General features: G+C 72.6%; 25 protein-coding genes and 1 pseudogene. 23 read left to right on the top strand and 3 right to left on the bottom strand.

Annotated elements, in window-relative coordinates; translation table 11 throughout:
* Window positions 1-50: 50 nt before the first annotated feature.
* The gene (locus IDM40_RS20570) at window positions 51-1,748 is read right to left on the bottom strand and encodes a helix-hairpin-helix domain-containing protein (RefSeq protein WP_193123665.1); all 1,698 of its coding nucleotides are present in this window, start codon (window positions 1,746-1,748) and stop codon (window positions 51-53) included.
* On the opposite strand from IDM40_RS20570, the gene IDM40_RS28965 reads away from it, so the two are divergent.
* A complete protein-coding gene (locus IDM40_RS28965; protein WP_407940028.1) occupies window positions 1,705-2,052 on the top strand; it encodes a BBE domain-containing protein in 348 nt (115 codons plus the stop codon). The two genes, IDM40_RS20570 and IDM40_RS28965, sit on opposite strands and share 44 nt — an antisense overlap.
* A 48-nt stretch (window positions 2,053-2,100) precedes the next feature.
* Here the strand turns inward: IDM40_RS28965 and IDM40_RS20565 are convergent, their stop codons facing one another.
* The gene (locus tag IDM40_RS20565; RefSeq protein WP_193123664.1) at window positions 2,101-3,054 is read right to left on the bottom strand and encodes an aldo/keto reductase; all 954 of its coding nucleotides are present in this window, start codon (window positions 3,052-3,054) and stop codon (window positions 2,101-2,103) included.
* Window positions 3,055-3,357: 303 nt separating this feature from the next.
* Here IDM40_RS20565 and IDM40_RS20560 point away from each other — a divergent pair, with 303 nt between their 5' ends.
* The 14 genes from IDM40_RS20560 to IDM40_RS20495 all read left to right on the top strand — a co-directional run bounded on the left by IDM40_RS20560 (window position 3,358) and on the right by IDM40_RS20495 (window position 16,356).
* Window positions 3,358-4,203, top strand: coding sequence for an undecaprenyl-diphosphate phosphatase (locus IDM40_RS20560; RefSeq protein ID WP_193123663.1), 846 nt, complete (start codon window positions 3,358-3,360; stop codon window positions 4,201-4,203).
* 64 nt (window positions 4,204-4,267) lie between these two features.
* Window positions 4,268-5,038: an MSMEG_4193 family putative phosphomutase gene (locus IDM40_RS20555; RefSeq protein ID WP_193123662.1), complete on the top strand. Its 771-nt coding sequence runs from the start codon at window positions 4,268-4,270 to the stop codon at window positions 5,036-5,038.
* Window positions 5,039-5,387: 349 nt separating this feature from the next.
* Window positions 5,388-5,570, top strand: a complete 183-nt coding sequence (locus IDM40_RS20550) for a hypothetical protein (protein ID WP_193123661.1) — start codon at window positions 5,388-5,390, stop codon at window positions 5,568-5,570.
* A gap of 82 nt (window positions 5,571-5,652) precedes the next feature.
* Window positions 5,653-6,855, top strand: coding sequence for a diaminopimelate decarboxylase family protein (locus IDM40_RS20545; protein ID WP_193123660.1), 1,203 nt, complete (start codon window positions 5,653-5,655; stop codon window positions 6,853-6,855).
* Window positions 6,852-8,099: an arginase family protein gene (locus tag IDM40_RS20540; RefSeq protein ID WP_193123659.1), complete on the top strand. Its 1,248-nt coding sequence runs from the start codon at window positions 6,852-6,854 to the stop codon at window positions 8,097-8,099. The genes IDM40_RS20545 and IDM40_RS20540 overlap by 4 nt, the downstream gene beginning before the upstream one ends.
* Window positions 8,096-9,217, top strand: a complete 1,122-nt coding sequence (locus IDM40_RS20535) for a diaminopimelate decarboxylase family protein (protein WP_193123658.1) — start codon at window positions 8,096-8,098, stop codon at window positions 9,215-9,217. Before IDM40_RS20540 ends, IDM40_RS20535 begins: the two co-directional genes overlap by 4 nt.
* Window positions 9,214-10,710: a PLP-dependent aminotransferase family protein gene (locus IDM40_RS20530; RefSeq protein ID WP_193123657.1), complete on the top strand. Its 1,497-nt coding sequence runs from the start codon at window positions 9,214-9,216 to the stop codon at window positions 10,708-10,710. Before IDM40_RS20535 ends, IDM40_RS20530 begins: the two co-directional genes overlap by 4 nt.
* A gap of 11 nt (window positions 10,711-10,721) precedes the next feature.
* Window positions 10,722-11,189 (top strand): hypothetical protein, encoded by a 468-nt coding sequence (locus tag IDM40_RS20525; protein ID WP_193123656.1) that lies wholly within the window; start codon window positions 10,722-10,724, stop codon window positions 11,187-11,189.
* Window positions 11,186-11,737, top strand: a complete 552-nt coding sequence (locus tag IDM40_RS20520; RefSeq protein ID WP_193123655.1) for a 2OG-Fe(II) oxygenase family protein — start codon at window positions 11,186-11,188, stop codon at window positions 11,735-11,737. Before IDM40_RS20525 ends, IDM40_RS20520 begins: the two co-directional genes overlap by 4 nt.
* A gap of 6 nt (window positions 11,738-11,743) precedes the next feature.
* A complete protein-coding gene (locus tag IDM40_RS20515; protein ID WP_193123654.1) occupies window positions 11,744-13,066 on the top strand; it encodes an MFS transporter in 1,323 nt (440 codons plus the stop codon).
* Entirely contained in the window at window positions 13,063-14,052 is a 990-nt protein-coding gene (locus IDM40_RS20510; RefSeq protein WP_193123653.1) for a GNAT family N-acetyltransferase, read from the top strand. The genes IDM40_RS20515 and IDM40_RS20510 overlap by 4 nt, the downstream gene beginning before the upstream one ends.
* A 43-nt stretch (window positions 14,053-14,095) precedes the next feature.
* On the top strand, window positions 14,096-14,677 hold the full coding sequence (locus tag IDM40_RS20505) for a DUF3090 domain-containing protein (protein WP_193123652.1): 582 nt from the start codon (window positions 14,096-14,098) through the stop codon (window positions 14,675-14,677).
* Window positions 14,678-14,723: 46 nt separating this feature from the next.
* Entirely contained in the window at window positions 14,724-15,479 is a 756-nt protein-coding gene (locus IDM40_RS20500; protein WP_193123709.1) for an SCO1664 family protein, read from the top strand.
* A gap of 97 nt (window positions 15,480-15,576) precedes the next feature.
* The gene (locus IDM40_RS20495; protein WP_193123708.1) at window positions 15,577-16,356 is read left to right on the top strand and encodes an HAD-IIA family hydrolase; all 780 of its coding nucleotides are present in this window, start codon (window positions 15,577-15,579) and stop codon (window positions 16,354-16,356) included.
* A 120-nt stretch (window positions 16,357-16,476) separates the two neighbouring features.
* On the opposite strand, the gene IDM40_RS20490 is transcribed toward IDM40_RS20495, so the two are convergent.
* Complete coding sequence (locus tag IDM40_RS20490; protein WP_193123651.1) at window positions 16,477-16,851, bottom strand: RNA polymerase-binding protein RbpA; 375 nt, start codon at window positions 16,849-16,851, stop codon at window positions 16,477-16,479.
* 705 nt (window positions 16,852-17,556) lie between these two features.
* Here IDM40_RS20490 and IDM40_RS20485 point away from each other — a divergent pair.
* The 8 genes and pseudogenes from IDM40_RS20485 (at window position 17,557) to IDM40_RS20450 (ending at window position 25,575) form a co-directional block, all read left to right on the top strand.
* Window positions 17,557-19,083, top strand: a complete 1,527-nt coding sequence (locus IDM40_RS20485) for a sensor histidine kinase (protein ID WP_193123650.1) — start codon at window positions 17,557-17,559, stop codon at window positions 19,081-19,083.
* On the top strand, window positions 19,083-19,487 hold the full coding sequence (locus tag IDM40_RS20480) for a roadblock/LC7 domain-containing protein (RefSeq protein ID WP_193123649.1): 405 nt from the start codon (window positions 19,083-19,085) through the stop codon (window positions 19,485-19,487). The genes IDM40_RS20485 and IDM40_RS20480 overlap by 1 nt, the downstream gene beginning before the upstream one ends.
* The gene (locus IDM40_RS20475; RefSeq protein ID WP_193123648.1) at window positions 19,484-19,843 is read left to right on the top strand and encodes a DUF742 domain-containing protein; all 360 of its coding nucleotides are present in this window, start codon (window positions 19,484-19,486) and stop codon (window positions 19,841-19,843) included. The genes IDM40_RS20480 and IDM40_RS20475 overlap by 4 nt, the downstream gene beginning before the upstream one ends.
* Window positions 19,824-20,444: a GTP-binding protein gene (locus tag IDM40_RS20470; RefSeq protein WP_193123647.1), complete on the top strand. Its 621-nt coding sequence runs from the start codon at window positions 19,824-19,826 to the stop codon at window positions 20,442-20,444. The genes IDM40_RS20475 and IDM40_RS20470 overlap by 20 nt, the downstream gene beginning before the upstream one ends.
* Window positions 20,441-21,812 (top strand): annotated as a pseudogene (locus tag IDM40_RS28960) (cytochrome P450). Before IDM40_RS20470 ends, IDM40_RS28960 begins: the two are co-directional and overlap by 4 nt.
* Entirely contained in the window at window positions 21,812-23,056 is a 1,245-nt protein-coding gene (locus IDM40_RS20460; RefSeq protein WP_193123646.1) for a cytochrome P450 family protein, read from the top strand. Before IDM40_RS28960 ends, IDM40_RS20460 begins: the two are co-directional and overlap by 1 nt.
* Window positions 23,057-23,122: 66 nt before the next feature.
* Window positions 23,123-24,334, top strand: a complete 1,212-nt coding sequence (locus tag IDM40_RS20455; protein ID WP_193123645.1) for a cytochrome P450 — start codon at window positions 23,123-23,125, stop codon at window positions 24,332-24,334.
* Window positions 24,334-25,575, top strand: a complete 1,242-nt coding sequence (locus IDM40_RS20450; protein WP_193123644.1) for a cytochrome P450 family protein — start codon at window positions 24,334-24,336, stop codon at window positions 25,573-25,575. Before IDM40_RS20455 ends, IDM40_RS20450 begins: the two co-directional genes overlap by 1 nt.
* Window positions 25,576-25,605: the final 30 nt, after the last annotated feature.

Here is a 25,605-nt window from a genome sequence, read left to right as displayed (position 1 = left end):
GCGGCCGGGGCACACCCGTGTCCGAAGGCTCTGACGGGGGACGCGGGTGCTCAGCCCTCGCGCAGGACCGACACCAGGCGTGTGGTGCGCTCCAGGGCGGCGTTCTCCCGCACCCCCGACTCCAGGGCGCCGCCGGTGGCGTCCACCAACGACACGTGCCGGGTCGCCCTGGTCAGCGCGGTGTAGACCTGCGGGCGCGAGACCGGGGTGTTCGGCGGCAGGACCACGACGACCGCCGGCCACAGCCCCCCGTGGGCCGCGGCCACCGGGAGCGCCCACGCGTGGCGCAGCGACGCCGGGTCCGACACCGTCGTGCGCGAACCGTCGGCCAGCTCGACCGCGGCGCCGTCGGCGGTGACCTCGCGCAGGTACCCCTGGTCGCCGGTGTCGGTCATGACCCGGTCGCCGGCGTCGAAGCCCCGGCCCGGGTTGAGGCGTTCCTTGAGCGCGGCGTTGAGCGCGCGGGCGCCCGCCGGGCCGTCCTCGCGTGCGGTGACGACCTGGGTCTGCTCGGGGGCGATCTCCAGGGCGCGCGGGATCGAATCGGTGATGAGCTGCACGGTCCGGTGCGCGGCCTCCTCGGCCGAGGACGCGGCCACACGCACCACCTCACGGCCGGGAGCGGCCACGTCGGGGACCTCACCCGCGGCCACCCCGGCCGCGAGTTCCTGCACCGGCGCGGCCGGGGCCTCGCCCAGCTGGGCCACGTGTGCGGTCCGGGACGTGGCCACGTCGATCACCACCTGCCCGGGGGAGGCCGAGGGGGCCTGGTGCGGGTCGGCGGCCAGCACCAGGTGGGCCCCGTCCGGGCACGCGGAGGCCAGCTGCGCGGCCGAGGACACACCCGCCGACATCGCCTCGGTGAGCACGACGAGGCCCGTCTCCAGGGGCGCGCGTTCGGTCAGCGCCGTCAACGTCTCCACCCGTACCGGAGGATCGGCCGCCAGCTCGGCCACGGCGTTCTGCAGCGCGGCCGCGGCCTGCGCGGTGGGCGCCACCACGGACAGGCCCACCTGGCTGTCCTCGGCCATCAGGTGCAAGCACAGCACCGCCCGGGCCAGTTCCGGCAGAGAGGACGGCCCCTGGCGCAGCACCACCACCGGGCGCAGCGCCACCGTCACCAGGGCGTCCCGTGTGGCCCCGGTGACCTCGAACCCGTACTTCTCGGCCGCGGCGTCCACGGTCTCCCCGGCGGTGGCCGAGTCCATGACCGGATCGTTGCCCCCGATCAGGCGCAGGATCTGCTCGCCCAGGCGCTGCTCCGCACGGCCCACGTCCGGCAGCGCGTAGTGGCGCTCGGGGTCGGGCAGGTCGGGGACCCCGCCGTCGGCCGGGTCGAAGTCGTCGTCGGTGTCGTCGGTGCTCTCGAAGAGCACGGCCTCCTCGCGCTCCTCGGCCGCCGACACCGCGGCGGAGGGGTCGGGTACCCCGACCTGCCCCACCATCGTGGCCAGGCGCTTGGCCTCCACCGCCGTGTGCCCGCGCGCGGCCGCGCGGCGCAGCACGTGCGAGGTCAGCGCGGCCAGGCGGCGCGGGTCGTCGGGGCGGGCCTGCTCGCCCAGGTGGTGGCGGGCGCAGTAGTCGGCCTGCTCGACACTCACCTGGGGCAGGCGCAGCAGCAGCCAGGGATCGGCGTCCAGGTCGAGCGCCGCGTGCGGTCCGAGCACGGACACCAGGCGCGGGGCCAGGGCGGGCGGGGCACCCATGCGGTCAAGGACGGCACTGACCTGTTCGACAGCCTCGGACACCGGTTCCCCTCGTCATGGAAGTGGGCGGACTCCGGTGAGCTTACCGCTCCTCGGCGGCGGGCATCCCGGCCCGTCGGGGGCGTCCGGTGGGCCGCGGGGTGCTCAGCCGCGCGCTCGCCCGGTGCCGTACTGGCGGTCCCCGCCTACGCCCACCGCTCGGCCGGCTTCTCCCTGGCGGCGATGGGTCGGCGGGCCGCAGGAGGCCTTCCCCGAACCCACCTTGCGGCGCCTGCGCGAGTTGAAGGCGAAGTACGACCCGCACCACGTCTTCGACCAGAACTTCATGATCCCTCCCGGCGCCTGACCACGAGCGCCGCCGGCCCGGAGCCCTCCCTCCCCGAGCCCGGGCCGGTCAGTTCCGGGGGACGGATGTGGCGTCGTCCAGGGCCTCGCGGATCTTGGGCGGCAGCTCGACCGACTCCACGTCCAGGACCTCCTCCAGCTGCGGAAGGGTGCGCGGGCCCACCACGGCGGCGGCCACACCCTCCTGGTCGCGCGCCCAGCTCAGCGCCACCGCCAGCGGGGGCACGCCCAGGCCTTCTGCGGCGGTGCACACCGACTCCACGACCCGGCGGCCGCGCTCGTCCAGGTAGGGCTCCACGTATCCGGCCATGTGGGGGAAGGCCGCCCGGGAGTCCTGGGGCACGCCGCCGCGGTACTTGGCGCTGAGCACCCCGCGGCCCAGCGGCGACCACGCGATGACGTGCGCGTCCGAGGCGGCCGCGGCGGGCAGCAGCGCACGGTCGGCCTCGCGGTTGAGCAGGGAGTACTCCGCGCCCGCGCTCACCATCGGCACCCGGCCCGGGGAGGCCCGCTGCCAGGTCGCCAGGGTCGCGAACTGCCACGGTTCCACGCTGCCGGCGCCCACGTACCGGGCCTTGCCCGCGGTCACCGCCGCCTCCATCGCCGCCAGCGACTCCTCGGGCGGGGTCGCGGGGTCGAAGGCGTGCAGCTGCCACAGGTCCACGTAGTCGGTCTGCAGGCGGCGCAGAGAGGCGTCCAGGGAGGCCAACAGGTGGCGCCGGGAGGTGTCCACCGGACGGTAACCGCCAGGGGTGTGGCCGCTCTTGGTGCTAACGACCACGTCCTCGCGCCGCACGGTCCCGCGCAGCAGCCGCCCCAGGATGCGTTCGCTCTGCCCGCCGGTGTAGATGTCCGCGGTGTCCACGAACGTGCCGCCCGCGTCGACGAACGCGGTGAGCTGCTGTCCGGCCTCCTCCTCGGAGGTGTCGTTGCCCCAGGTCATCGTGCCCAGAGCGGTCCGTGAGACCCAGAGGCCTGATCTGCCCACCTGTCGCTGTTCCATGCGGCGGAGAGTACCGTGTTCAACTCGCAGCGGCCTCGGGTACACCTTGTTGCCCTAGCGTCGGGGGCGCTCGGCTCGCCGCCGCCGGACGGCGGGAACCCCCGCGAATCTGTGTTCCCATGCCGGCACCGCCCCCACGTCACAACACGGTGTAGTTACATAATTCCTTTCGGTCACTACAGTGGGGGCGACGCCGACCCGTGGACGCTGCCGCCTCACCCCTGCGTCCCGGTCGAGCCGAGAGCCCCTGGCCGTGCTCCGGTTGCCGCGCGCACCGGACCCTCACGAAAGTCCGATAGCTCCGTGTCCATCCTCGAGGCGGTCGTCCTCGGCCTCATCCAAGGACTCACCGAGTTCCTCCCGGTCTCCTCCAGCGCCCACCTGCGGGTCTTCGCCGCCTTCTTCAACTGGCCCGACCCCGGTGCGGCCTTCACCGCGGTCAGCCAGATCGGTACCGAACTCGCGGTCGTCATCTACTTCCGCAAACGGGTGTGGGCGATCATCTCCACCTGGTGCCGCTCCCTGTTCGACCGCGGACTGCGCAGCGACATGAACGCCCGCATGGGCTGGTACATCATCCTGGCCACCATCCCCATCGGCATCCTCGGCCTCACCCTGGAGGACCACATCGAGGGCGTCTTCCGGGACCTGCGCCTGATCGCCCTCAGCCTCATCGTCTTCGGTGTCGTGCTCGGCGTGGTCGACCGCATGGCCCGCCGCGAACGGGAGCTGCAGGACCTCACCCTGGCCCGCGGGCTCGGCTTCGGCTTCGCCCAGACGCTCGCGCTGATCCCCGGCGTCTCACGCTCGGGTGCGACCATCACCGGCGGCCGCCTGCTCGGCTTCACCCGCCCGGCCGCGGCCGAGTTCGCGTTCCTGCTCGCCATGCCGGCGGTCTTCGCCTCCGGCTTCTACAAGATGCTCGACATCGGCGGCAACGAGTACGCGGGGTGGGGCGCCACGATCATCGGCACCCTCGTCGCGCTCGTCGTGGGTTACGTCGTCATCGCCTGGCTCATGCGTTTCATCCAGACGCACAGCTTCATGCCCTTCGTCTACTACCGCGTCGCCCTGGGCGTGCTCATCCTCGTCCTGGTCCAGTACGGGGTGCTCGCCCCGGAGGGCGGCGCGGGCGTCGGAGGGGCGTGACGCGGTGCCCGACACCGGGATCCGCCCCGTGGGCACCCGGGGGAGGAGGTCCTAGGCTGGGGGCATGGCGACACCGGAAGCACCCCACGGCTCCCCGCCCGCGCCCGAGGCGGTCACCCTCCTCCTCGTCCGGCACGGCATGACCGACGCCACCGGGCCGAAACTGGCCGGACGCGCGCCCGGTGTCCACCTCAACGACACCGGGCGCGTCCAGGCCGCCAACCTCGCCCGGCGACTGGAGGGCCTGACCGCCACCGCGCTGATCTCCAGCCCGCTCGAACGCTGCCAGGAGACCGCCGAGGCCGTCGCCGAACGCCTCGGGATGCCCGTCACCACCGACGAGCGCTTCATCGAGTGCGACTACGGCAGCTGGACCGGGCGCTCCCTCACCGACCTGTCCGACGAACCCCTCTGGCGGGTCGTGCAGGACCACCCCAGCGCCGCACGCTTCCCCGGCGGAGAGGCCCTGGCCACCGCCTCCGCCCGCGCCGTCGATGCCGTGCGCGACTGGAACGGGCACGTCGCCGCCCAGGCGCCGCCCACCGACGACGACACCCCGCCGGTGCCCCCCGTCTACGTCGTGTGCAGCCACGGCGACATCATCAAGGCGATCGTCGCCGACGCCCTGGGCATGCACCTCGACCTGTTCCAGCGGGTGCGCGTGGACCCCTGCTCGGTCACCTCCATCACCTACACGCGCTCGCGCCCCTTCCTCAACGGGCTCAACGACACCGGCGAGGCCCTGGCCGCGGGGTTGCCCACCGCCTCCGAGGCCAAGGGCGAGGCCGCCGTCGGCGGCGGCGCGGGCGTCTCGGGGCGCACCGAACAGGCCTGAACCCTGCCCGATCCGGCCTCCCCCGATCCGCCATCGCCGCGCGGGTCGGGGGTTCTTCATGTCCGCGGCCGCGTTCCCGGATTCTTCTGCATCCCGGTTCCGGTGGTTCTGCAGGGTAATGCAGGAACGCAAACCGCGGTGTTTTCTGGTGTTTTGTGGCGGCGCTACATGAATGTTTTTCATGTTTTCCGTCTGGGCTCGGGTGTCATTGTGGCCGAGGCTGGCCACCGCATTGAACTGGGAAAAGTCCATTCATAAAGTGGGTTCTGCGTTCGACTCCGCCCACCGGTAAGGCGCTATGAGGTGGTGTGCGTTCGCGAATCCGAACCCCTGAGGGAAAGGACGAACAATGCCCACTCTGCAGACGAAGCTGGCCGAACTCGAGCAGGAGTTCGACGCCAACTTCACCGGCGAGGCCTGGACCGAGCAGGCCGTTGCGGACGAGTCCATCCGTGAGATCGGCGGCGCCGACATCCGCGAGATCAACATGGACCTCGGCACCATCGGCGGCAGCCGCCCGCGCGCCAGCTAGCTCCCCCCGAGCCCCTGGGATCCGCGCCCGTCGGGCCGGCGCCACCGGCCCGACGGGTCCCCTCTCCGGTGAAGGACCATCGATGCCACCAGCTCCACTGTTCACCCCGCCGAGCGAACGCCTCTTCGCGCTCGCCGCGGATCTGGCCACCCCCGCGCTGATCTACGACCTTCCCGGGATCCGCGCCGGCGTGGAGACCATGCGCCGCGACGTGTCCCTGATCCCCGACGCCGGGCTCAACCTGGCCCTCAAGGCCTGCCACACCCCTGCCGTGCTCCGGGAGGCGGCCGCTCTCGGGCTCGGCTGCGACGTCGCCTCGCCCGGGGAGCTCGACCTCGCCCTGAACGCCGGGTTCGCCGAGATCTCCGCGACGGGCCCCGTCTTCACCACGGCCGACTTCGACACCCTGGCCGAGCACGGAACCACCCTGGACTGCGACTCCCTCGACCAGCTCGACGTCTACGGGCGGCACCGGCCCGGGGCCGAGGTGGGGCTGCGCCTACGGGTGGACCTCCCCGGCGCCCTGGAGAACTCGGCCACCTTCGCCGGGGACAGCCGGTTCGGGATCCTGCCCTCCGACCCCGGCCTTCCCCGGGTGCTCGACCGACACCGGCTGAGGGCCACCCGGTTGCACGTGCACACCGGTCAGATGAGCCCCGACTCCCTGCGCTACAAGACCCGGTACCTGCTCACCGTCGCCGAGCACCTGCCCGACGTGGCCACCATCGACCTCGGCGGTGGTTTCCTGCACCTCTACCAGGACCGGGCGAGCGCCGTCGCCGCGTTCACCGACGTCGCCGCGCTCGTGACCGGCTGGCGCGAACGCACCGGCCGCCCGATCTCCCTGCGCTTCGAACCGGGCGGGGCGCTGCTCACCCCCTACGGCTACCTGCTCGCCGGGGTGCGGTCGGTGGAGGAACACCATCCGGTCCTCGGCACCCGTGTCGTGACCCTGGACACCTCGGCCTGGAACCTCGCCCCGTGGCACAACCGCCCCCAGGTCCTGGCCCTGGACGCGGAGCGCCCCACCGGGCCCGCGCTCCTGGCAGGGTGCACCCTCTACGAGAACGACTACTTCGGTGCCACCCCCGCCGCGGCCCGCACCGTCCTGCAGGTCCCCGACTGCCGCCCGGGCGATCGCCTGGTCATCACCGCCACCGGCGCCTACACCATGACCAACGCCCGGTGGTTCAACCGCATCCCGCCGCCGCAGGAACACCTCTTCGACGGTGAGCGCATGATCGAGGCCGGCGCCCCGCTCACCACCGCCGGGGCCGCCACGTGAACGACGCCGCACCCGGGCCGGCCGAGGCCCCCGCGATCACCGACGACACCCTCCTGACCACCGAACCCCTGCTCGCCATGCGCGGTGCACGGAACGGCCGCACGACCGTGTGGCACACCCGCGAGGGGTGGGAGATCGAGGTCGGCCCGGCCACCGCCGACCTGCTCGCCGCCTTCGCCGTCCCCCGCACCCTGGCCACCTTTCCCGACGGCGGCGCCACCGACCGGTCCCGCCTGCGCACTCTCGTCACGGCGCTGGGCGAACGCGGCCTCGTCCGGCGCCACGACCCGGACGGCGTGCCCACACCCGCCGGACGGGGCGGCATGTTCGGTGCCCCGGTCCTGACCCTGGCCGAGGCGCTGCGCGGTGAGGCCTGTGACGTGGTCTTCGCCGGGATGCCCTACGACCTGGGCGCCTCGCACCGGCCCGGCAGCAGGTTCGGCCCCGCTCAACTGCGGCGGACCGGGGGTGCGGTGTTCCGCTGCCGGGACACCGTCGACGGCCCGCCCGGCGCCGTGGATCCGGTGACCGGAAACCGGGTGCTGGCCGGGGTCCGCCTGGCCGACATCGGCGACGTGACCGCGAGCGTGCACCGCTCCGCCGGGCCCACCTGGTCGGTCCTGGAGAACGTGGTCGGCCGGCTCGCCGGCCACGGGCGGCTCCCGGTGGTCCTGGGCGGGGACCACTCCGTCACGCTGCCCGTCGTCCGCGGCCTGACCGGGGTCCACGGCGAGCTCGGTGTCCTGCACATCGACGCACACGGCGACTACGCGCGCCCCCGCCGCGACGACGCCGAACTCCACTGCCACCACGGCAACGTCATGGACTGGGTGGTGGGCGACCCCCGGGTGGTCCGCCTCGCCCAGTTCGGCCTGCGCCAACTGGAGGATCCGCCCGCACGACCGGACGAGGCCCTGCGCCGTTGGCCCGGGACGTCGGCTCTGCGCACCCCGCTCGCCGACATCCTCGCCGAACTCCCGGAGGGCCTGCCCTACCACCTGACCGTCGACGTGGACGCCCTGGACCCCTCGGTGCTCTCGGCCACCGGCACGCCCCTGCCCGGCGGGTTCACGCACGCGCAACTGGTCGGGCTGCTCACCGACCTGTGCTCCGCCCGGCGCATCGTCGGCATCGACGTGGTCGAGTTCCTGCCCCAGGAGGGCGAGACCGACGGGTTGATCATCTCCGACCTGCTGTTGCGGGCCCTGGACGCCGCCACGGCACCGAGGGGAGGCGCCGCGTGACGATCGTGCCCTCCGCCCCCGGTGAGGCGGTCCTGCGGGCCGCCCGGACCGTCGGCACCCCCGCCCTCCTGTACGACCTGGACGCGATCACCACGACCGTCCGTGCATTGCGCGAGGACACGGCCGACCTCCCGGACCGCGGCCTGCTGTTCGCCCTCAAGGCCAACCGCTTCCCGCCGCTGTTGCGCCACCTGGCCGGCCTCGGGGTGGGGGCCGACGTCGCCTCGCCCGCCGAGTTCCGGGCGGCGCGGGACGCCGGCATGGACCCGATCAGCGCCACCGGGCCGGGACTGACCGGCGAGCATCTGGCCACCATGGCCGAGCACGGTGCGATGGTCGACGTCGACGGCGTCGACCAACTGCGATCGCTCCTGCGGGCCCGCCCCGTGCCACGGGAGATCGGGCTGCGCCTGCGCGTGCCGATGGCCGAACAGGACCGCACCTCGGGGCGCCGGGCGAGCAGGTTCGGGGCCGAGCCCGCCGACCCCGAACTCCACCGGCTCCTGGACGAGGCCGGGGTCCGCGTCGTGCGGCTCCACGTCCACAGCGGCGAGGTCGGTACGCCAGAACGGGCCCGCCTGTTGGCGTCGGCCCTGCTCACCTGCCTGCGCGCCTTCCCGCAGGTGCGGACACTCAACCTGGGCGGCGGCCTGACCACGCTGTACGTCGACCGGCAGCGGGCCCGGCAGGCCTGGAAGCGCGTCGCCGAACGCCTCGCAGACGCACCCGTGCGCGTCCTCCTGGAGCCCGGCATGCTGACGACCGCGTTGGCCGGCTACCTGGTGGTCTCCCTGCGCTCCGTCGACCGGCTGCCCGACGGCCGCGGATACGCCGTCGCCGACGCCTCGGGCTGGAACCTGTTCACCTGGGGGAGCCCCCGGGTCGTGGCCCGCGTGCCGGACCGGGGCGGGGAGGGGCACCCCCATCTGATCGGCGGGGTGACCTGCTACGAGAACGACGTCCTGGCCGAGGAGGCCGCGCTGACCGATCCCCGCCCCGGCGACCGGCTGGTGTTCAACGCGTCCGGGGCCTACACCGCGAGCATGATGCGCGACCTCCACGGATGGGGCCCACCGCGCCAGGAGGTCGTGCGCGTCGAAGGAGGGCGGAGCACATGAGCACGGACGCCACCGGAGCGCGCGCGGACACGGCCACGGCGGCCGCACCCGACGAGGCCGCGGCCCTGCTCGGGCTCGCCGACACGCTGTTCCCCCCGGCCCCGGACGGCCGCCGGGCCGGGCCGACACGGGGGTGGCGCGAACGCGTCCTGGCCTCGGCCGGAGAACAGGGCCCCGAGGCGGAGGAGGAGATGAGCCGGGCGGAGGCCGAACTCCGCGCGATGTGGCTGCGCCACGCCCACGGCTTCACCGATCCCCTCTACAAGTCACCGCCCCTGGGCACACCCATGGCCCTGCCCTTCGGGCGCCCCTCCACGCACAGCTACGAGCGCAACATCGAATGCCCCTCGCTGGAGGAGCGGCTCGCGGCCCAGGACACCGGGCTCGACCACCACGAGGCCGCGCACGTCGTGTACTCCAGCGGCATGGCGTCCATCGCAGGGGTCCTCCAGTGTTATCGGAGTCTGACCCGGGCCACCGCGGACGGTCCCCTGAACCTCGTGATGTGGGGCGCCTACTACGAGACCGGGGTCCTGTTCGACCTGGTCGCCGACGACGGCCTGCGCTGCCGACGCGCCGAGAGCCAGGAGGAACTGCGTTCGTCCCTGCTCTCGGGGGAGGTGGACGTGCTGTTCGTCGAACCCGTCCGCTACGAGTGGGAACTGGAGGCGCTCGACCTGCCGGCGCTCATGGGCGCGTGGCGGGAACGGCGCGGCGGCCGTCCCGGCATGGTCGTGGTGGACTCGACCCTCGTCGCGCCCGTATGGCCCATGGAACGGTTCGCAGAGGCCGTCGGCGACCCCGGCGTCCTGGTCGTCGAGGTCCGCTCCGGCCTCAAGCTCGACCAGCGCGGCCTGGAACTGGGCAACCTGGGGGTGGCGTCCCTGTACACGCGCCGGTCCGATCCGGTGCTCCCGCCCGTGGCCGACCTGGCCGCCTACCTGCGCAAGATGCGCACGGTCGTGGGCTCCGGCCTGTCCCTGGAGGCCCTCTCGGTGCTCAGCGCACCGTTCGTCCTGGACCGTGCGGCCGCCCGGGACCACGCCGTCGCGGTCCTGCGCAACAACGCGCTGACCGCCCGGCTGCTCGCCGACCTCTCGGGACCGGGGCGGCTCTTCTCCCGCATCGCCCATCCCGCGCTGGACGGCGGGGCGGCCTGGGCGCAGGCCCCGTTCGTCGTGTGCCATCTGCGTGAGGACCGGCTCGAGCACCACGGGCGGCTCCTCGGGGTGTTGCGTTCCCAAGCGTGCCGCCGGGGACTGCCGTTCTCGCACGGGTCGAGCTTCGGTTTCCGCGCCCACCGGTTCGAGTGCATCGTGCCCTCGCTCAAGGAGGGGCGGGGCCTGTTCAAGGTGGCGATGGGCGCGCGGGGCGGGTGGGGCAGGTCAGCGGTGCTGGAGCTCCTGATGGAGGTGGCCTCCCATCCCGACATCGATTCCCTGTGCCGGAGCGACCCCGACGCGGTCCCCGTCGACCTGACCGATCTGGAGTGAAGGAGAAGACGATGATCCTCACCGCAGGGCCGACGGAGGTGTCCGTCGACCCAGCACTGCCGCAGGAGGTGGAGTCGGTGCTGGAGGGCCTGCGCCCCTCGGCCCCGGCCGACCTCACCGGGGCCCGGTCCCGGTACACCGACCTCGCCGTCGACGAACCCGAACTGCGGGACCGCCTCATCGCCGTCGCCGCCGGGTTGCCCGGTACCCCCGACCCCGCGACGGTACGCGTGCACCGCCACGGCGTCGGTGACTTCACCCTGCCCCGCCGGGCCGGTGACAGCGCGGCCGGGAACTGGACGCTGACCTTCCCCCTGACCGACTCCGAGGTCGACGGGGTCACCGCCTGGACCGGCGAGCGTTTCGAACGCCTGCCGGACCGGGTGGGCGCGGGCCTGGTCCTGGAACCGGGGGCGTGGACGTGGGTGAGCCCCGTGCGCGGGGCACCCAGGTACAGCGTCGTGATGGGGGTGCGATGAAGCCGTTGACCGTGGTTCCCGACGTGGTGGCCGACTGCGCGGGGATCGTCTCCCTCGCCCGCCGCTACCGACACCTCTTCGCCGACCACCCCGACCCCGGCGCCCCGCCCCGGCCGGCCGGGACCGACCCCTTCGACCCCTACCGGGACACCGAGTACGAGGACGACGACCGCTACCACGTGCTCCAGTCCGCCTGGATGCCCGACGACCTCAGGGCCGCGATCTTCGCCGCCATCACCCCGGAGGGGACACCGATGGGCGACTACTACGTCCAGGTCAACAGGTACGACCGCGGAGACTACGTCCTGCCGCACCGCGACTCGCTGCGCCAGGGCCTCTACATGCTCAGCACGTCGGGCTCGGACGGTCTCAACGCCCAGCACGACCCCGGGACCATGGTGTTCGTCCCGGACCGGGCCGGCACCTTCGTCGAGCACGATCCCCAGGCCTGGCACTGGGTCGACCCGGTGGTCTCGGAGGAGCGCTACACCCTGGTGACGATCCCGCCGCTGCCGCACCGCAGCGACGCCCCCTCCGGCGAGGTCTAGGACGGCATGCGACGTTTCTCCCTGGTGTGGTCGACCCAGCTGCTGTCCGCGATCGGATCGGGCACGGCCTGGTTCGCCGTGACCCTGTGGGTGTGGGCGGAGTCCGGTTCGGCGACCCTGTTCGCACTGCTGACCCTGCTGTCCCTGGCCCCCGGACTGGCCATGGCACCGGTGGCCGGCGTGCTCGTGGACCGCATCGGGCCGCGGGTGGCCGTGCTGTTCGGCGACGCCGCACTCGCCGTCACCACGTCCACCGTCCTCGCCCTGTACCTCACGGGCACCCTGGAGATCTGGCACCTGTTCGTCATCGCCGTGTTCGAAGGGGTCATGGAGTCCCTGCACCTGGTGGCGTACATGGCGCTGGTCCCGCTGCTGGTGGCCGAGGAACGGCTGGTGCGCGCCAACGGGATGATCAGCCTGGTCGCGCCGGGGTCGGAGATCCTCGGCCCCGCCCTCGGGGGTGTCCTGCTGGCGCTGACCGACCTGTCGCTCATCCTGCTCCTGGACCTGGTCACGTTCGTGTTCGCCGCGGTGGTCCTGTTGCTGGTCCGCACCCCCCGGCCGGTCGCGGCGGAGGGGGAAGCGCGCCGTTCGTGGGCGGTGTTCCGCGCCGACCTGTCGTTCGGGTTCACCTACATCTTCGGCAGCCGGCCCCTGGTGATCCTGCTCCTGCTGTTCTTCGTGCTCAACTTCTCCGGGGCGATCTCCTACGCGCTGACCACACCGCTGATCATGCTGCGCAGCGGGGACGACGAGGCCCTGCTCGGGGTGGTCCTGGCCGCCGGAGGAGTGGGCGGGGTGATGGGCGCCCTGGCCGTCAGCGCGGTCGGTGACCGGTTCCGGCGGATGACCCTCGTACTGGCCGGGATGGCGGTCGGGTCGGTCGCCGGCCCCCTGCTGCTGGGCCTGTCGTGGGCCCCGTGGCTGTGGATCGCCTCGTCCCTGCTGGCCGGGTCGGTGCTGCCCGCGGTCAACTCCGCCTACCAGGCCATCTGGCAGTCCCACGTGCCGGAACAGCAGCAGGGGAGGGTCTTCGGGGCCCGGCGTCTGCTGGCACAGTCGTCCCTCCCGCTGGGGCTGCTCGTCGCCGGACCCGTCGTCGACTACGTCCTGACCCCGCTGTTCGCCGACACCGGAGCTGGCCCGGCGGTGCCGCTGCTGGGCGCCGACAAGACCGGCGCCACCGCATTCTTCCTGGCGTTCGCGGGCCTGTTGGGGCTCGCCGCCGCGCTCCTGGCCATGACCTCGTCGCGGCTGCGCGGTTTCGGTGAACCCGCTGCGGACAGCCCCGAGGAAACGATCACGAACGAATCGAGGACACCGACATGATCTCGCCGATCGACCCCGCGGACGGGCCCGCCCTGCGGGGCTGGCACGCCGCCCTGGTCGAGGCCGCCACCGCCGGCCGGGCGGAGGCCGCCGTCATGGGTTACCCCGACCTCGAGGGGATGGTCGCTCCGCGCGAGGACCGCCACCACCGTCTGTACGCGGCGCTGGAGGACGGCCGGACCGTGGGGACCCTCCTCGTCGACCTCCCGGACCTGGAGAACCGGCACCTGGCCGAGGTGGACGTGTCCGTGGTTCCCGGGCACCGGCGCCGGGGACTGGGCGCACGCCTGCTCGAACAGGCCGCGGAGGCCATGGCGGAGGAGGGGCGTACCACCGCGGCCGGCGAGGTCTGCGTCCCCGGCGGGTGGTCCCCGGACGACTGGCCGGGCGCCGCGTTCGCACGGTCCCACGGCTTCGACGTCGTGCACGAGGAGGACTACCAGGTCCTGGACCTGCCGGTGCCGGAGCAACGGCTGGCGGCACTGCCCGGGGCGACCGGTGGGCACCGGCTCACCACCTGGACCGGCCCGTGCCCGGAAGACCTGTTGGAGCCCTACGCGCGCATGCGGACCGCCATGGAACTCGACGTGCCCACGGGCGAGCTCGACACCGAACCGCAGGTGTGGGACGCCGATCGGGTCCGTCAGGAGGATCTGCGCCGGGAAGGGCAGGGATACACCACCATCGTCTCCGTCGCCCGGGCCGCGTCGGGGGAGTGGGCCGGTTACAGCCTGATGATGGTCCCGGACGAGGGCGAGGGGGAGGTCTACCAGGACGACACCCTGGTGATGCGGGCCCATCGGGGCCACGGGCTCGGTGCGGCGCTCAAGCGGCGCAACCTCGAGGAGCTGTCCCGGCAGGCTCCCGGGGCCAAGTGGGTCCGCACGTGGGTGGACCCCGACAACGCACCGATGCTCGCGGTCAACGACCTCTTCGGGTTCCGCACGGTGGAGCGCATGTGGGAGGTGCAACGCGTGGTCACCTGACCGGGAATCGTCCCGTGTCACCGTGATCCCTTAGGCTCGTGGCATGCCCGTCTTTCAGTTCAACCCGCCGGAGCGGTTCGTCGCCGGAACCGTGGGCCAGCCCGGGGAACGCACCTTCTTCCTGCAAGCCGTGGGCGAGGGGCGCATCACCAGTGTCGTCCTCGAGAAAGCCCAGGTCGAGGCCCTGGCCACCCGAGTCGAGGAACTCCTGGAAGAGGTGAACCGCCGCTTCGGCACCCAACCCGAGGACGGCGAACCGCCCGAGGACGACGGGCCCCTCGAACAGCCCATCGACGAGGACTTCCGTGTGGGGACCCTCGCCCTGGCCTGGGACGCCGAGGCCGCCCGCGTCATCATCGAGGCGCAGGAGATCGACGAGAGCGCCGGCGAGGAACTGACCGAGGAGGACGAGGAGGAGCTGGAGGTCTTCACCGAGGAGGGCCCCGCCCACCGCGACGTCCTGCGCGTCTACCTCACCCCCGGCGAGGCCCGCGCCTTCGCCGGCCGCGCCCTCAAGGTCGTCTCCGCCGGACGCCCCGACTGCCCGCTGTGCAGCCGCCCGCTGGACCCGGCCGGGCACGTGTGCGTACGCCAGAACGGGTACCGGCCCGACAGCCTGGTCTGACGTGGCCGCCGAGCGCGAGCAGTCCGAGAACCCGCCCCCCGGACCGGTGGCGGGCGGGTCCCGCGACGCCTTCGACGGCCTCACCCCCGCCGAGGGCCTGAGCCTGCTCCACGAGGGCACCTTCACCGTCGAGGGGCGCCTGGCCGCCGCCTCCAACGCCACCCTGTACTGCACCGTCTCCGACGGCACCCGCTCGGCCGCGTGTGTGTACAAACCCGTGGCGGGGGAGCGGCCCCTGTGGGACTTCCCCGACGGCACCCTGGCCGGTCGCGAGGTCTCCGCCTTCGCCGTCTCCGAGGCCCTGGGCTGGGCGGTCGTGCCGCCCACCGTGCACCGGGACGGCCCCTTCGGCGAGGGCATGGTGCAGCTGTGGGTGCACGGCGACACCACCGTGGACCTGGTGGAACTCTCCCGCAGCACCGACCACACCGGGCTCCGGCGCATGGCCGTCCTGGACGCCGTCATCAACAACACCGACCGCAAGATCGGCCACCTGCTGCCCACGCCCGCGGGCCACCTGTACGGCTGCGACCACGGCGTCTCCTTCGCCGAGGACTACAAGCTCCGCACCGTCCTGTGGCAGTGGCAGGGCCTGCCCCTGACGGAGGAGGCCCTCACCGCGCTCATGCGCCTGCACGGTCTGCTCGCCGACCCGGTCAGCGAGGTCTCCGCGGCACTGGAACGCCACCTGACCGGCCCGGAGGCACACGCGGTGCGCGACCGGGTCGACCTGCTCATCCAACACGGCATCCACCCCTACCCGGCCCCCGACTGGCCCGCCGTTCCGTGGCCGCCGGTGTGAGACGCCTCAACTACCGCGGGGTACGTGTTCCCGGCGCCCCCCGTACCTGCACAATGGTCCCGTGAGCAACGACAGCGAGTGGAACTACCTCTTCGACATGGACGGCGTGCTCGTGCGCGAGGAGCACCTCGTCCCCGGCGCCGACGCGGTCCTGACGGAGCTGCGTGAGAACGAGACCCCGTTCATGGTGTTGACCAACAACTCCATCTACACACCGCGGGACCTGCGTGCACGGCTGCTCAACGCGGGCCTGGACATCCCCGAGGAGTCCATCTGGACCTCGGCGTTGGCGACCGCGCAGTTCCTGCAGACCCAGCGGCCCGGCGGTTCGGCCTACGTCGTGGGGGAGTCCGGTCTGACCACGGCCCTGCACAACGTCGGCTACGTCATGACCGACCGCGACCCCGACTACGTCGTGCTCGGCGAGACCCGCACCTACAGCTTCGAGGCCATCACACGCGCGATCCGGCTCGTGCGCAACGGTGCGCGGTTCATCGCCACCAACCCCGACGCGACCGGTCCCAGCACCGAGGGCCCGCTCCCGGCCACCGGGGCGGTCGCGGCGCTCATCGAGAAGGCCACCGGGCGGCGCCCCTACTTCGTGGGCAAGCCCAACCCGCTCATGATGCGCTCGGCGCTGCGCCGTATCGGGGCGCACTCGGAGAACACCGTCATGGTCGGCGACCGCATGGACACCGACGTGCTCAGCGGGCTCGAGGCCGGCCTGCAGACGGTCCTGGTGCTCTCGGGCATCTCCGGGCGCGAAACGGCCGAGCAGTTCCCCTACCGGCCCACCCTCGTGCTGGAGTCGGTCAACAGCCTCGTCGGCAAGACCCGCGAGCCCTTCGGGGCCGACGGCCTCCAGCCCGAGGTCTGAACACCCTCTTCGCGGGGCCGGGCCGCTGAGGCCGTTCGCGCGCCGGCCCGGCCCGGACACGACGACGGGGCGGCGGACCGTGGTCCGCCGCCCCGTGATGTCGCTGCTGCGAGGGTGGTGTTACTGCTGGTCGGCCAGTTCCTCGACCTTGGCCGCCTCCTCGCGGCGGCGTGCGCGCAGCACCTCCAGGCGTTCGGCCAGGACCTCCTCGAGGTCCTCCATGCTGCGGCGCTCCAGCAGCATGTCCCAGTGCGTACGCACCGGCTTGGCGTTCTTGGGCTCCTCGCCCTCGCCGTCCCGCCTGCGGGCGCGGTCGCCGCAGAACCGGCACTCCCATTCCACGGGGACCTCGGCCTCGGTCGCGAAGGTGACCGAGAACTTGTGTCCGCGGGTGCAGTCGTACGTGACCTCCTGCCGGGGAGCCAGGTCGGTGTTGCGGTCGTTCTCGTAGCTCGTCGCTCCGAGCCGGGTGCCGCGAAGTGCTCGCTCGGCCATCGTGTGGGTGCCTCCAGGCGCTCGTGCTCTCTCGCGGGGTTGTAACGCGTCGGTCCACGTCAAGATTCCCCGAGGACCCGAGATCGAACCGCGCATGATGCACCGGGGGACCGTGTCTCCTCCCGGTGCGTGCGTCGCCTCGGTGTCGCTGTGTGGGTGTGATGCGGGACACGGACCGATCGTCGGTGTGCGCCCCTGTCCGTGTGTCCCCACCGTACGGCCTGCGTATTCGTGCTTCATCATCGCCCCGGGGCTGCAGGGGGCGAGGCGATGGTCACGGCCCGGCCGGGGGCGGGTGAATTCGAGGTGCAGCCCGGTGGTCTTCGTGTTTTCCTGCCATTGTTGTTCCGGTGACTTCGCCCGGGGCCTCTGTGGCCTGCGGTTCTTGTGGATGCACGTGAACCTTTCCGGTTGCGGCGCCTCTCCGGTGCGTATCGGTGTCAACGGACCGCCTGGTTGTGCGTCCGTGCGCGAGTATCACACGCTTTCCCCGGCACGCAATGGTGTGCTTTTTCCTGGGGTGGGTGGGGCGGAAAGGTCTGCATTTCCGTTATCGTCGTCCGCGTGGCGCAGTGGTAGGTTGTGCCGCTGTGCGGTGAAAGCGGCGCCGATGCAATTCGGTGCGCCCTTTCGGTCCCTCGTGCACGAGGACCCCCCGACCGCCCCCGAGCGGTTCCATCAGCGACGACGTGGCCGGATCTGGAGATGACCGACAAAATCCCCCGAGACCGTGGAGCGCCCCCGACCCGGTCCACCGAACCCCTGTGGTTCCTGCTGCCCGTGCCCGCACTCCTGCTCTGGACGTGGGTGTTCTGGGAGGCCCCCGAGGACCTGGCGGCGCCCGTCCTGGCCGCAGGAGGCGCGACCGTGGTCCTGTTGACCGTGTGCGCCGCACTGCTGGTCCGCCGCGACCGCAAGGTGCGCGAGCTCGACGGCCGGGTCGACGCCATCTTCGACCAGGCCGCCACCCTCGCCGAGCGGGACCTGCCGCGGGTCATCACCCGACTGCGCGAGGGCGAGAGCGCCGAACGGGTCATGCACACCCTGTCCCGTGCCGAGCACCCCGCCGGGCAGGCCGTGCTCGACCTCGTCGTCACCGAGATCTCCCGGGCCGAGCGGCGCCGCGCGGCCACCGTCAGCGCCTGCGCCACCGCGGCAGGGCGGATCCAGGCCATGACCACCACGATGCTCGCCGACCTGCGGCAGATGCAGGACAGCCACGGGGACGGCACCGCCGGCGCCGACGTGCTCGGCGACCTCATGCACCTGGACCACAGCGTCGCCCGCACCGGCCGTACGGCCGACAGCATCGCCGTGCTCACCGGGGCCCGCTCCGGCCGCCGCTGGAGCCGGGCCATCCCGATGGAGAGCATCGTGCGCGGCGCCATGAGCCGCATCGGCGGTTACCAGCGTGTGCGCCTGCACCACGTGCCCGACCAGGCCATCGCCGGGTTCGCCGCCGAGGGCATCATCCACGCGCTCGCCGAGGTCCTCGACAACGCCGCGAAGTTCTCCCCGCCCACCTCCGAGGTCCACGTGCACGTGGAGGAGGTCCAGGCCGGGCTCGCCGTGATGGTCGAGGACGGCGGGCTCGTCATGGGGGAGGAGGCCCTGAACCGGGCCCGCGCGACCGTCGGCCGGGGCGCGGACATCGGGGAGATCTCCGGGACCCGTCTCGGGCTGTCCGTGGTGGGGCTCATCGCCCACCGCTACGACCTGTCGGTCTCCTTCCGCCCCTCCTCGCGCGGGGGCACCGCGGTCGTGGTCCTGCTGCCGCGCACCCTCGTCAAACCCCTCGCCCCCGGGCCCGTCACCGGTGGTGCGCCCGTGTCCGGTCTGCCGCAGGCGCCGGGGAACGCGCCGGGTGCCGCACCCACGCGGGGCAGCGTTCCGGGCACCGGTCCCGTGCCGGGGCAGGGCACACCGACGCCGGCGCCGAGCCCTGCGCAGGGCACCGCGCCGCCACCCGCGCCGGCCACCCAGGCGCTGCCCGCCGCACCCGCGGAACCCGGGCCCGCACCGGCCGGTCGCTCCGCCGCCGAGGAGCCCGACACCCTTCCGCGCCACTCCAGCGGCCTGCCCATGCGCAGGCGCGGACAGACCCTCGCAGCCACCCAACGGCCCGAACCCGGACCGGCCACCTCCGGCCCCGCGACCTCGTCCAAGGGCTTCGGGGCCTTCCGCTCCGCCGTTCGCGGGCAGGAACCGACCGGAACACCGAAGGACGGATGATGGACCTCGACAAGCTCACCTGGCTCCTCGAAGGCCTCCTGGAACGCACCCCCGGCACCCGCCACGCGCTGGTCCTGTCGAGGGACGGCCTCAAGCTCTGCCACACCTCCGGGCTGACCCGGGACAGCGCCGACCACCTCTCCGCCATCGCCGCCGGGCTCCAGAGCCTGTCGCAGAGCGCGTCCATCGAGTTCGGCAACGGCGGCGGGGGCGTGCGCCAGGCGATGACCGAGTTCTACGGCGGGCTCCTCTTCATCGTCGAGGCCGGCGCCGGCGCCCACCTGGCCGTGCTCACCTCCGAGCAGGCCGACCCCGGCCTGGTCGGGCACAACATGAACGAACTCGTCGAGCAGATGGGCGAGTACCTGACCACCCCGCCGCGCCAGGCCACGGGTGCCTCGTGAGCCGGTCCCACCGCGACGAGAGCCCCGACCGCCTCCACGTCATCACCGGAGGCCGGAGCCGGGGAGCCGACGACGCGCTCGACGCCGTGACCCTCGTCGTCGCCGAGAACGCCCCCGCCCCGGGCCTGCAGTCCGAACACGCGGCGATCCTGCGCCTGTGCCGGACCCCCACCGCCGTCGTCGAGGTCGCGGCGCACCTGCGGCTGCCCGTCACGGTCGTGCGGATCCTGCTCACCGACCTCATCGACACCGGGCAGGTCACCGCACGCCACCCCGCGCCCGCGCCCTCGCAGTCCCACCCCTTCGCTTCCCCGGACGTGCTGGAGAAGGTGCTCGTTGCACTCCACAACCTCTGAGACCGCCCCTCACGGCGTCGCCCTGCCCCCGACCGCCTCCCAAGCGCTCAAGATCGCCGTCGTCGGCGGTTTCGGCGTCGGAAAGACCACCCTGGTGCGCTCGGTCAGCGAGATCCGGCCGCTCGACACCGAGGAGACCATGACCCGCGCCGGCGGGGGTGTCGACGACCTCGCCGGGGTCGAGTACAAGCACTCCACCACCGTCGCCTTCGACTTCGGCCGCATCACCCTGGACGCCACCTCCGTGCTGTACCTGTTCGGCGCCCCGGGCCAGGAACGGTTCTGGTTCCTGTGGGACCGCCTCTTCACCGGCTCGCTCGGCGCCGTGATCCTGGTCGACACCCGCCGCATCGAGGACTCCTGGTACGCCATCGACCGCCTCGAACAACAGGGCACGCCCTTCGTCGTCGCCCACAACGACTTCGGTGGCGAGCACGCCCTGGAGGACGTGCGCGCCGCACTGGACCTGGACCCCGGGGTGCCGCTCGTGCGGTGCGACGCCCGTGAGCGCGCCTCCGCCAAACAGGTCCTCATCACCCTCGTCGAGCACGTGCAGTCCCTGGTCGTACCCTCGGCCCCGACGCAGAGGAGCGCGACGTGAACGTCTGCCCCGTCCGCCTGCGCGGCCCCGAACACACCACGGACCCCGCGGGCCACCTCGAGAAGATGCGCGCCGAACACGGCCCCGTCGTCCCGGTGCTCATGGACGCCGATGTGCCCGCGTGGCTGGTCATCGGCTACCGCGAACTGCACCACGTGCTCAACACCCCGTCGGTGTTCGCGCGCAGCTCCGCCCGCTGGAACGCCTGGGACCGGGTTCCGGCCGACTGGCCGCTGCTGCCCATGGTCATGCAGCTGCCCACCGTGCTCTACACCGAGGGGGAGGAGCACCTGCGCCGCTCCCGTGCCATCACCGACGCGCTTTCGGCCGTGGACCCGCACGAGCTCAGGGCCGTCACCGTGCGCATGGCTGACCGGCTCATCGACAGCTTCTGCGGTTCGGGCAGCGTGGACCTGCGCACCGCCTACACGGCCCGGATCCCCGCGCTGGTGCTGGCGTGGATCTACGGGCTCGAGGACCGCCGGGGCGACGAACTGGCCCGGATCATGACCGCCATGATCGACGGCGGCCCAGACGCCATGGCCGCCCAGCGCGAACTCATGGCCCGCATGGCCCACCTGGTCGCCGAACGCCGCGCCGCACCCGGCCCCGACGCGGTCTCGCGGCTGCTGGCCCACCCCGCCGGCTACACCGACGACGAACTCACCGCCGAACTCATTGTGGTCCTGGGCGGCGGCANCCATGGCCGCCCAGCGCGAACTCATGGCCCGCATGGCCCACCTGGTCGCCGAACGCCGCGCCGCACCCGGCCCCGACGCGGTCTCGCGGCTGCTGGCCCACCCCGCCGGCTACACCGACGACGAACTCACCGCCGAACTCATTGTGGTCCTGGGCGGCGGCAACCAGCCCACGGGCGAGTGGATCGGCAACGCCCTGCGGCTCATGCTCACCGACGAGCGCTTCTCCGCCTCCTTCGCGGGCGCGCGCAGCAGCGTGCGCGCCGCGCTCAACGAGGTCCTGTGGGAGGACACCCCCACCCAGATCCACGCCGGACGGTTCGCTGTGCACGACACCGAACTGGGCGGACGGCGGATCGGCCGGGGCGACATGGTGCTGCTGGGCCTCTCGGGCGCCAACCAGGACCCGTCCGTGCGCGCGGGGGTCCCGGCCGAGGGCAACAACGCACACCTGTCCTTCTCCCACGGCGCGCACCGGTGCCCCTTCCCCGCGCAGGACATCGCCGAGACGGTCGCCGCCACCGCCGTCGAGATCCTGCTGGACCGGCTGCCCGACGCCGAACTCGCCGTCGCACCCCGCGAACTGCGCTGGCGCCCCTCTCCCTGGGTGCGTGGCGTCTCGTCCCTCCCCGTCACCTTCACCCCCGTATCCCCCCGAGGAGACTCCTGATGCCCTGCCCCGTCGATCACGGCCCCGGTGGAACCGTCACCCTCGACCCCTACGTCCGCGACCTGCGTTCCGAGCGCGAGGAACTGCACGCGGCGGGCCCCATCACCCGCGTCGAGCTCCCCGACGGGGTGACCGCCTGGGCCGTCACCCACCACGGTCTCGCCAGGGACCTGCTCACCGACCGCCGGATGGTCAAGGACGTCGCACACTGGGACGACCTGCAGCAGGGCCGTATCCCCGAGGGTTGGCCGCTGCTCAGCACCATCCCCCCGACCCCCACCAACCTCCTGGGCGCCGACGGCCCCGAGCACCGGCGCCTGCGCGAACTCACCGCCAAGGCGTTCTCCGCCCGCAGCACCGAGCGGATCCGCCCCCGCGTCGAGCAGCTCACCAAGGACCTGCTCGACGCCCTGGAGGACCGCGCCGGCCAGGTCCTGGACCTGAAGTCGGAGTTCGCCTTCAAACTCCCCATGAACGTGATCGGCGAGCTCTACGGTGTGGACAGCTCCGAGCACGCCTACCTGCGCGACATGTACGTGAAGTTCTTCAGCTCCGTGACCTCGCCGGAGGAGTTCATGGAGGTCTACGCGACGCTGGAGCGCTACTACGACGACATGATCGCCGCCAAGCGCGCGGCCCCGGGCGACGACCTCACCACGGACCTCATCAACGCCGGAGAGAACGGCGACGCCCTCACCGACCTGGAGATCCGCGGGACCCTGCAGGTCGTGGTCGCCGCCGGGCACGAGACCACGGTCAACCTCATCACCAACGCCGTGCGCGCCCTGCTCACCCACCCCGAGCAGTTCGACCTGGTCAAGAAGGGCGAGGTCGGCTGGGACACGGTGGTGGAGGAGACCCTGCGCTTCGACCCGCCCACGTCCAACTTCGTCTTCCGCTTCGCCGCCGAGGACGTCGAGGCCGGGGGCGTGACCATCGAGAAGGGCCAGGCCCTGATGGTCTCCTACGGGGCGATCAGCCGCGACCGGGACGAACACGGCACCGAGCCGCACCCCGACACCTTCGACCTGACCCGCGACCGCGGGCGCCACATCTCCTTCGGGTTCGGGCCGCACGTGTGCCCGGGTTCCCACCTGGCGCGGATGGAGGGGCAGATCGCCCTGCCGAAGCTCTTCGAACGCTTCCCCGACATGCGCCTGGCCGTGCCCGACGCCGAGCTGGAGAACCACCCCTCCATCGTCGTCAACAGCCTCAAGGGGCTGCCGGTGCTGCTGCGGCCCTGACGCCCGGCCGGGCCCGCCGCGCGGGCCCGGCCTCCTCACCGCCCCCGCCCCCCAGTGAGGACGCCCGTGCCTGCTGTTGCTCCCGTGCCCCTGTCGGACCCGCGGTTCGTCTCCGACCCGCCGGGTTTCTACGCCTGGATGCGCGCCGAGCACGGGCCCGTCGTCCCGGTCCTCGCGGCCGGCGGGGTCCCGGCGTGGCTGGTGATCGGGTACCGGGAACTGCACCACGTGCTGAGCAACCCCGCGGTGTTCGCGCGCAGCTCGCGCCGGTGGAACGGCTGGGGCGGGGTGCCCCCGGACTGGCCGCTCAACCCCGTCCTGGTTCCGCTGCCCAACCTGCTCTCGGCCGAGGGCGAGGAGCACCGGCGCCGGACCAAGGCGGTCAACGACGCACTCGACGGCGCCGACCCCCACGAGGTGCAGGCCGTCACCACACGCATCTGCGACCGCCTGATCGATGGTTTCTGCACCGCCGGCCGGGCCGACCTGCGCGCCGAGTACGCCGCGCGGCTGCCGATGCTGGTCCTGGGCTGGATGTACGGGCTCGACGGACCCCGTGCGGAGGAGCTCGCCGCGCAGATGACCGCCGTCTTCGACGCGACCGGGGCCGAAGCGCTCCGGGCCCACGAGAAGATCGCGGCCGGCGTGCACGCCCTGATCGCCGAGCGCAGGGCCCGACCCGGACCCGACGTCGTCTCCCGCCTCATCGCCGACCCCATCGGCCACGGCGACGAGGACCTCGTGGCCGAGCTCGTCGCCGTCCTGGGCGGCGGGGACCAGCCCACGGGCGAGTGGATCGGCAACGCCCTGCGGCTCATGCTCACCGACGAGCGCTTCTCGGCCTCCTTGTCGGGGGCGCGCAGCAGTGTGCGCGACGCCCTCTCCGAGGTCCTGTGGGAGGACTCCCCGTCGCAGATCGTCGCCGGCCGTTTCCCAGTCCACGACGTCGTCCTGGGGCACCACCACGTCCGCGCCGGCGATCTGCTGCTGATGGGGTACGCCGCGGCCAACCAGGACCCGGTGGTCCGGGGGCACGGCGACAGCACCAACCACGCCCACCTGTCCTTCGCCCACGGGGAACACTCCTGCCCCTACATGGCCCGCACCCTGGCCGAGACCATCGCCGTCACCGGCATCGAGGTCCTGCTCGACCGGCTGCCGGACCTGGAACTGGCCATCGCCCCCGACCAGGTGCGCTGGCGTCCCTCCCCCTGGGTGCGGGGCGTCGCGTCCCTGCCGGTCACCTTCACCCCCACCTCTCCACCAGGAGCGTTCTGATGTCCTGCCCCATGCACACCCCCGACGGGCTCCCGCTCATCCACGCGATCCCGGAGGACGTCCAGGCCGACCGCGCACGCCTGCTCGCCGAGGGACCCGTCGTGCGGGTCGAGCTGCCCGGCGGGGTGCGGGCCTGGGCCACCACGCACCACGAGGCCACCAAGGCCGCCCTCAACGACCCCCGGCTGGTACGGAGCACCGACCACTGGGCCGACTTCCAGAACGGAGCGGTCTCCGAGTCCTGGCCGCTCATGGGGACCATCCCGCGCGACGACTCCAACATGCTCGCGCTCGACGGGCCTCCCCACCGCCGCATGCGCAAGCTCACCTCGAGCCCCTTCTCCGCGCGCCGGGTCGAGCGGCTGCGTCCGCACATCGAACGCATCACCGACCGGGCCCTGGAAGGGCTCGAACCCCGGGCCACCGAGCCCCTGGACCTGCGCGCGGAGTTCACCTTCAAGGTGCCCATGACCGTGATCGGGGAGCTGTACGGGGTCGAGGGCAACGAGTACGAGAAGCTCGGCGACATGTACTCCCGGCTGTTCTCCGGGACGACCGCCGAGGGCGAGCACCTGCAGATCCTCGCCGACCTCCACCGGTTCTTCACCGAGCTGGTGGCTCGCAAGCGCGCCGAACCCGGCGCCGACGACTTCACCACGGACCTGATCCGCGCCTCGGAGGAGGGCGAGCAGCCCCTCACCGACGAAGAGGTCGTCACCACCCTCATCACCGTGGTCGCGGCGGGCCACGAGACCACCGTCAACCTGCTCAACAACGTGGTCCGGGCGCTGCTGGCCCACCCCGCGGAGCACGAGAAGCTGCGCCGGGGCGAGTACACGTGGGAGCAGGTCGTCGAGGAGACCCTGCGCTTCGACGCACCCAACAACCTCGTGCTGTTCCGGTTCGCGGCCGAGGACGTCGAACTGTGCGGGGTGACGATCGAGAAGGGGGAGGCCCTCTTCACCCACTACGGTGCCTCGGCCAAGGACCCCGCGGAGTTCGGGGACGACGCGGACGTGTTCGATCCCGGGCGTGCGCGCGGGCGGCACGTCACGTTCGGGTACGGGCCGCACATCTGCCCGGGCGCACCGCTCTCCCGGCTCGAGGCGGGCATCATCCTGCCCAAGCTCTTCGAACGCTTCCCCGACCTGCGGTTGGCCGTTCCCGACGCGGAGCTCGAGGTCTCCACGGCCCTGTCGGTCAACAGCCTCAAGGAACTGCCGGTGCTGCTGCGGCCCTGACCCGCCCCGCGGTGGGACGCCGGACGTCGG

It is taken from the genome of Nocardiopsis coralli, from assembly GCF_014892575.1.
Lineage (GTDB): Bacteria > Actinomycetota > Actinomycetes > Streptosporangiales > Streptosporangiaceae > Nocardiopsis > Nocardiopsis coralli.
This window is presented reverse-complemented; position numbering and strand designations above follow the sequence as displayed.